Here is a 6,567-nt window from a genome sequence, read left to right as displayed (position 1 = left end):
CAATAGCGTCAGGCCTCACCATTATAACGGAGGGCTGACGCCGGAAGAGTCAGAGAACAGATACCATTTTTACTGTAAAACCGTGGCCAGTATTACTTGACCACTACAGTTTACTGTCACCTTTATCGCCGCACCTTCAACGTATATCTCCTGCGACGGCAACTCATCCGGGAACAGAACGTCGGCTATGGGAGCCGCAGCGGCTTTATCCTGATGAATATGAAATCCCTGCTCTATGAGTAGTTTGACGCATTTAGATTTTATTCCGCCGGTGAAATCCGCAGGGGTAAATTGCGTCCCCGTCATCAATGTCGCTGCGATGCCAGCAATCGCCTTCGAGGGGTAACGTCGGCCATGATATTCAATCTCATACAACCGCGCAGGCTGGAACTGATGAGTTTCTCCCGCATCCCATAAATGGATAGCTTCGATGATATACCGCCGCGGAAGATGATCAGGGAGTTTATTCATGGAGAATGTCCTTATACGTTCTCAGAACAGGCAGCAAAAAAACAAATGAGATCAAGGTAATATATCTTCACTTGCAGGCTTGAACAGCAGAAAATTTGCGAGCATGATCGCAATTATTTCACTGCCAGGGATATCAATGGCTTCCAGTAAATCGCTACAGCAGGCAATTGCCAATATAAAAATCTGGCACAAGGGTGAACAGCGCGCGCCGCATAAGCCATTGTTATTGCTATACGTATTAGCGGGATACCTGAATGGACATCCGCGCCTTTTCGATTATTGTAGTGGAACAGTCTACGAGGATGCAGTTCGAAGTGAGTAAGTAAAGGTTGCTGGAAACGATCAATGCCGCCATACAATGATATTTGAGGATCAACAATGAGTAATAAAAACTACGAAAGTCACCGCAAAGCGATTGTTAGTAAAGGTATACCACCCGCTCTATTAAATAGGCTCACCAATTCGGATGTTCAGGTGATCAATACCTTCTTAACACGAGTGAGCAAACTGGAACTATCTCAACAAGAGAAAGACTGGATCATAAAAATCATCTCTATGGTTTAGAGAATTTCAGAATTTCAAGTAAAGACAAATGCTGCATATCAAGCATTCAGGATGGATAACGCTAAGCTCCTAAACCTGGAGTAAGCCTCATCCCATGTGATCTTTCGCTCTCCATACACCATTGGCGAAACAAACTGCTGATAGCGCATCTGGTAGAGAGGATTGTTCGCCAGCTCATCCAGTCCCATTTTTAGCTCATCAACTGGAGACGCGCAAAACTGCGGGTACTGGTTGCCGTAACGTTGAATGTCCTGCTCAATAGTTTGTTGAACAAAATCAACGAGCAGACTCATATCAACATGACTCGTCTCAACAATACAGTTTGTATCGTAGATATGACGTACCAGCGATGCATCATCAAATCGCTCAACATCTCGCACAACTGCCGCTGTACGGCGTAACATCGCCACCAGCTTTTCAGCCTGTGTGCTAATGATAGTTGCGCATGGAAACGCTGAAACAATAGCCGCTTTTCCCGTGATCCCTGTTACCAGTGAATGAATATCCCGTAATTCAGAGGGCTCCAGTAACTTCGCTTCCATCAGTTCCAGCCGGATAAAAGGACGTAAACAAGGTGCCTGCACCACTCGCTGTGGATAACGAACAGGTATGTCATTATAACGATATTCATCCCGCGTCACTTTTGGGTAATCATCATCAAAATTGAACACACCCGATGAAGCTATTGCACTGGAAACTGCCTGAACAATTTCTTTACGGGTATTTTTTCGCTGAGTGCGGGAAAGTGCCTGAAATGCATCCTTAGGCACCAGTTTGATATCCACATCTTCCGACATGCGATTAAGTGCGACACCTGATTTTGCCAGAGCTGTTCCTCCGGCAAACACCAATTGATGAGTATCGAACACCAGAGGTTTAAGTAATTGCAAAAGCTCAACGATATAGTGATCTTTTTCCACAATTGCGACAGACTCAATACCAAGCGCGTCAGCCACTTCAGAAAAAAGAGTGGTTAAATCATCCATTTAATCTACTGTTCCCTACAGATAATACGCGTTTAAAACGCCGGGGGGTTTTTATCTCGGGTGAAGCTGGGATCTGCGTAGAAGTACCGCTATTGTATGCCTGCGTTGCGCCAGCAAAACGATAGCGTACTTTCAGGCGTTCCAGCGTTTCGACAATCACCGCTGAAGAGCCTCCGGGAGCCGCTGGCATTACCTTGCCTGTAATACCGTTCCGCCGTGCTTTGGTATACACGCCATAACCAACCTTCAACAGTTGCCCTTCCCTGACAAGATCGCGCAATACCCGACCAACCTGATCGTAGCCTGCAATATCTTTAAAGTCGTCACGAGTGAATACGTAACGTTTAGAACGTTTCAGTCGTGACTGAATGCGTGCTTTTATCGTCATATTCGCCTCCTGAGTCATTGCATAAAGAGTAGCAAAAATACGACATTTTAGATAGCAAACATACGACATTCATTTTGCTGATAACGCTGACGGAAAGTGCTTCGCCACGATATCATTCATCTTCTCCACCAGATCTAAACGTTTGAAAGTGATATGCCCACTGCCCTTCTGAAAGTAGCGAATAGTGAACAACTCATCTTCGAAAATCTGCTGATGCGGATTATCGCGCACAAAATCCATAAACCGGATGGAGATATCATGCCGATTATCGGGGATAGGTTTGCCATCCAGCAAATAGAGCATACGCTCCAGATCGGCAAGCTGATCTCGCCGCCAGCCCCAGTTCAGGCTGTAGCCCCATCTGTCATGCTTCACCAGATTGTTAACGATAATCTTCTTACCGAAATAACAGGGATTATTGGTTTTGTAGTCCCAGCTCAATCCCTTAAATACATTGATAATCCCACGTTCGAAAACGTCCTGCTTATTGTGGTGGAGTTGTTCAAAGGTACTCAGGATGTTGGCTTCGCTAATCGCCGGGAGCTCGCCCTCCTCCAGGTTCTTTGCCCACTGACTGCGGGCTTCGGCATCCATCAGAGTCAACATCCCGGACTTCAGCATGAGATCGCGCCAGATACTGCGATCGATATTTCGGGTGATCACCGGCATCGCTTTGTCGGTTGGCTGCATCAGCCAGCAATCAAAGGCATATCCATTACGCATTCCCCAGGTTCCAGCCACATCACCGCCAATACTGGATGTCAGGCTGGAGATATCATCCAGTTTTTGGATTAGCGTCGCTATCTGCTTCAGTGCACTATCACGTCCTGTGACGATACGCTCAATATTGGTCGAGCGAATTATCTCGTTGTGATCGGTTAAGACTTCAGCTTCTGTTTGCATAATCTTTCATCCGTAAAAAAATACACTCGCCGTTAGTAGCTGACGGATTATCCACTGGTGAAAGATTGGGTAAATAATGAGATTGAAAATCGGGAAGGTGACTCGCAATAAATTATCTGATCACCTACGGATGGACGATGGGCATATAAAGTAGCCTCCTGACGCAAGCGGTGATGCTGAATAAGATGCACTAACAATCTGGTACTGAATCCCCTCCTCGCCGTCATACAAATCTGAAAAACCAAACAACTTCCGGTAAAATCCCGGCAAAAGCCGACGTTAAAAACACATTCAAAGGATAAAAAATGACCAGTCTTCAGCAGCGCGCGGAGCTTCATCGCCAAATCTGGCAAATTGCTAACGATGTCAGAGGTTCGGTCGATGGATGGGATTTTAAGCAATACGTTCTGGGCGCGCTTTTCTACCGTTTTATCAGCGAAAATTTTTCCAGCTATATTGAAGCCGGTGATGACAGCATCTGTTATGCGAAGCTGGATGACGCGTAATTACTGATGACATTAAAGACGATGCCATCAAAACCAAAGGCTACTTCATCTACCCAAGTCAGCTTTTCTGCAACGTAGCTGCGAAAGCGAATACCAATGACAGACTGAACGCAGATTTAAACAGCATCTTCGTTGCTATCGAAAGTTCTGCTTACGGTTATCCTTCAGAAGCAGACATCAAAGGTTTGTTTGCTGATTTCGATACCACCAGTAACCGCCTGGGTAACACCGTTAAGGATAAAAATGCCCGCCTGGCTGCGGTTCTGAAAGGGGTTGAAGGGTTAAAGCTTGGCGACTTTAACGAACATCAGATTGACCTGTTCGGCGATGCCTATGAGTTCCTGATTTCTAACTATGCGGCGAATGCCGGTAAGTCCGGCGGCGAGTTCTTTACACCGCAGCACGTCTCTAAGCTGATTGCACAACTGGCTATGCACGGGCAGACCCACGTTAACAAAATCTACGACCCGGCAGCGGGTTCCGGCTCACTGTTGTTGCAGGCGAAAAAACAGTTTGATGACCATATCATCGAAGAAGGTTTTTTTGGTCAGGAAATCAACCATACGACCTATAATCTGGCGCGTATGAACATGTTTTTGCACAACATCAACTACGACAAGTTTGATATCAAGCTGGGCAATACGCTGACTGAGCCGCACTTCAGAGATGAAAAACCGTTTGATGCCATCGTTTCTAACCCGCCGTATTCGGTGAAATGGATTGGCAGCGATGACCCGACGCTGATTAACGATGAACGTTTTGCCCCGGCTGGCGTTCTGGCCCCCAAATCCAAAGCTGACTTCGCCTTTGTATTACATGCGCTGAACTATCTTTCTGCCAAAGGTCGTGCTGCGATTGTCTGCTTCCCGGGCATTTTTTACCGTGGCGGCGCGGAGCAGAAAATCCGTCAGTATCTGGTTGACAATAACTATGTCGAAACCGTGATTTCACTCGCACCGAACCTGTTCTTTGGCACCACCATTGCCGTAAATATTCTGGTGCTGTCTAAACATAAAACGGATACCAAAGTTCAGTTTATTGACGCCAGCGAACTGTTCAAAAAAGAGACTAACAACAACATCCTGACCGATGCCCATATAGAAAAAATTATGCAGGTATTTGCCAGCAAGGAAGATGTTGCTCATCTGGCGAAATCTGTTGCGTTTGAGACTGTTGTCGCGAATGACTATAACCTGTCGGTGAGCAGCTATGTGGAAGCGAAAGATAACCGCGAAATTATCGATATCGGTGAGCTGAATGCTGAGCTGAAAACCACGGTCAGCAAAATCGACCAGTTGCGTAAAGATATTGATGCGATTGTGGCTGAAATTGAAGGCTGCGAGGTGCAGAAATGAGCGAGTTGAGTTATCTGGAAAAATTGCTGGATGGGATTGAGGTTGAGTGGGTACCTGTATCAGAACTATTTCAAATTAAAAATGGGTATACACCTTCAAAATCCAAGAAAGAATTTTGGGAGAATGGAACCATTCCATGGTTCAGACTAGAAGATGTCAGAGTCAATGGTAGGGAATTAAATGATTCTATCCAACACATAAATCCATTAGGAGTTAAAGGTTTTCTGTTCCCGAAAAACTCTATTTTCATGTCTACAACAGCTACCATTGGGGAGTATGCTTTAGTAAGGGTCCCTTATTTAACAAATCAACAAATCACAAACTTTTCCATTTCTGAAAAATTCAGTGAAGCGGTCAATATAAAATATATTTTTTATAGGTTTTATGATTTCGGCAAGTGGTGTACGGAGAATGCTAATAAAAGTGGTGGAGTATCTATAATTGGACTCAAAAAACTGTCTCAATATCAGTTCCCAATCCCTTGCCCGGATAATCCGGAAAAATCCCTTGCCATCCAGTCTGAAATCGTTCGGATTCTGGATAAATTTACTGCACTTACCGCTGAGCTTACCGCTGAGCTTAACATGCGTAAAAAACAGTACAACTACTATCGCGACCAGTTGTTGAGTTTTGATGAGGAGCAGGAAAAACCTATTTATCTGGAAAAATTGCTGGATGGGGTTGAGGTTGAGTGGAGAACTTTAGGAGAAATAGCAGTAATTTATGATGGAACTCACAAGACTCCCAAATATACGGCTTCCGGAGTTCCTTTCGTTAGCGTGCAGAATATCAAAAATCTATACGGGACAAATAAATATATTTCACCTGAGGATTTCAAAACATACAAGAACAAACCGCGCAAGCATGATTTGTTTATGACGAGGATTGGCGATGTCGGTACTTGTGCTATTGTGGAGGATGATAGACCATTAGCATACTACGTAACACTTGCATTAATACGAATAAATCAACAAATTGCTGTACCAGGATTCATTCGTTATTTAATCGAAAGCAGATTTGGTAAGGCCGAATTGTATAAAAGAACGCTTATACACGCAGTACCAATGAAGATTAATTTAGGCGAAATTGGTAAAGTTGCTGTACCAATCCCCTGCCCGGATAATCCAGAAAAATCCCTTGCCATCCAGTCTGAAATCGTTCGGATTCTGGATAAATTCGACACACTGACCAACTCCATCACTGAAGGTCTCCCGCGTGAAATCGAGTTGCGCCAGAAACAATACGAATACTACCGTAATTTACTGTTCAGTTTCCCAAAACCTGAAACTGTCAGTAATTAATTGACCATTGCTACCGACCGGGCCACCTTAACACCCGGTCAGTATATAGACTATTTTTTTACGCGCCGGAAGCCCCCTTAACTCCCTTCCGGC

General features: G+C 44.8%; 5 protein-coding genes and 3 pseudogenes. 4 read left to right on the top strand and 4 right to left on the bottom strand.

Annotated features, from left to right (window positions below; genetic code table 11):
* Nucleotides 1-108 precede the first annotated feature (108 nt).
* Nucleotides 109-471, bottom strand: a pseudogene (locus ACJHYR_RS22545) (HNH endonuclease); the annotation flags it as partial.
* 136 nt (nt 472-607) lie between these two features.
* On the opposite strand from ACJHYR_RS22545, the pseudogene ACJHYR_RS22540 reads away from it, so the two are divergent.
* Nucleotides 608-757 (top strand): annotated as a pseudogene (locus ACJHYR_RS22540) (restriction endonuclease); the annotation flags it as partial.
* 92 nt (nt 758-849) lie between these two features.
* A complete protein-coding gene (locus ACJHYR_RS22535) occupies nt 850-1,035 on the top strand; it encodes a hypothetical protein (protein ID WP_000066585.1) in 186 nt (61 codons plus the stop codon).
* A gap of 38 nt (nt 1,036-1,073) precedes the next feature.
* Here ACJHYR_RS22535 and ACJHYR_RS22530 read toward each other — a convergent pair whose 3' ends face one another.
* The 3 genes from ACJHYR_RS22530 to ACJHYR_RS22520 form a co-directional block, all read right to left on the bottom strand.
* Entirely contained in the window at nt 1,074-2,021 is a 948-nt protein-coding gene (locus ACJHYR_RS22530; RefSeq protein ID WP_059327950.1) for a nucleotidyl transferase AbiEii/AbiGii toxin family protein, read from the bottom strand.
* Nucleotides 2,014-2,409 carry a DUF6088 family protein gene (locus tag ACJHYR_RS22525; protein ID WP_000152739.1) on the bottom strand — a complete coding sequence of 132 codons (396 nt, stop codon included), beginning with the start codon at nt 2,407-2,409 and terminating at the stop codon, nt 2,014-2,016. The genes ACJHYR_RS22530 and ACJHYR_RS22525 overlap by 8 nt, the downstream gene beginning before the upstream one ends.
* 69 nt (nt 2,410-2,478) lie before the next feature.
* Entirely contained in the window at nt 2,479-3,312 is an 834-nt protein-coding gene (locus ACJHYR_RS22520) for a DUF4942 domain-containing protein (RefSeq protein ID WP_072837564.1), read from the bottom strand.
* A 305-nt stretch (nt 3,313-3,617) separates the two neighbouring features.
* Here ACJHYR_RS22520 and ACJHYR_RS22515 point away from each other — a divergent pair.
* Nucleotides 3,618-5,173 (top strand): annotated as a pseudogene (locus ACJHYR_RS22515) (type I restriction-modification system subunit M).
* Nucleotides 5,170-6,474 carry a restriction endonuclease subunit S gene (locus ACJHYR_RS22510; RefSeq protein WP_059327948.1) on the top strand — a complete coding sequence of 435 codons (1,305 nt, stop codon included), beginning with the start codon at nt 5,170-5,172 and terminating at the stop codon, nt 6,472-6,474. Before ACJHYR_RS22515 ends, ACJHYR_RS22510 begins: the two are co-directional and overlap by 4 nt.
* Nucleotides 6,475-6,567: the final 93 nt, after the last annotated feature.

The organism is Escherichia sp. WS1450, assembly GCF_046487395.1.
GTDB lineage: Bacteria > Pseudomonadota > Gammaproteobacteria > Enterobacterales > Enterobacteriaceae > Escherichia > Escherichia coli.
This window is presented reverse-complemented; position numbering and strand designations above follow the sequence as displayed.

Bases quoted from the DNA above. Each gene is read 5' to 3' on its own strand.
- ACJHYR_RS22530 (WP_059327950.1), bottom strand. From the start codon at position 2,021: ATGGATGATTTAACCACTCTTTTTTCTGAAGTGGCTGACGCGCTTGGT.
- ACJHYR_RS22520 (WP_072837564.1), bottom strand. From the start codon at position 3,312: ATGCAAACAGAAGCTGAAGTCTTAACCGATCACAACGAGATAATTCGC.
- ACJHYR_RS22525 (WP_000152739.1), bottom strand. From the start codon at position 2,409: ATGACGATAAAAGCACGCATTCAGTCACGACTGAAACGTTCTAAACGT.
- ACJHYR_RS22510 (WP_059327948.1), top strand. From the start codon at position 5,170: ATGAGCGAGTTGAGTTATCTGGAAAAATTGCTGGATGGGATTGAGGTT.
- ACJHYR_RS22535 (WP_000066585.1), top strand. From the start codon at position 850: ATGAGTAATAAAAACTACGAAAGTCACCGCAAAGCGATTGTTAGTAAA.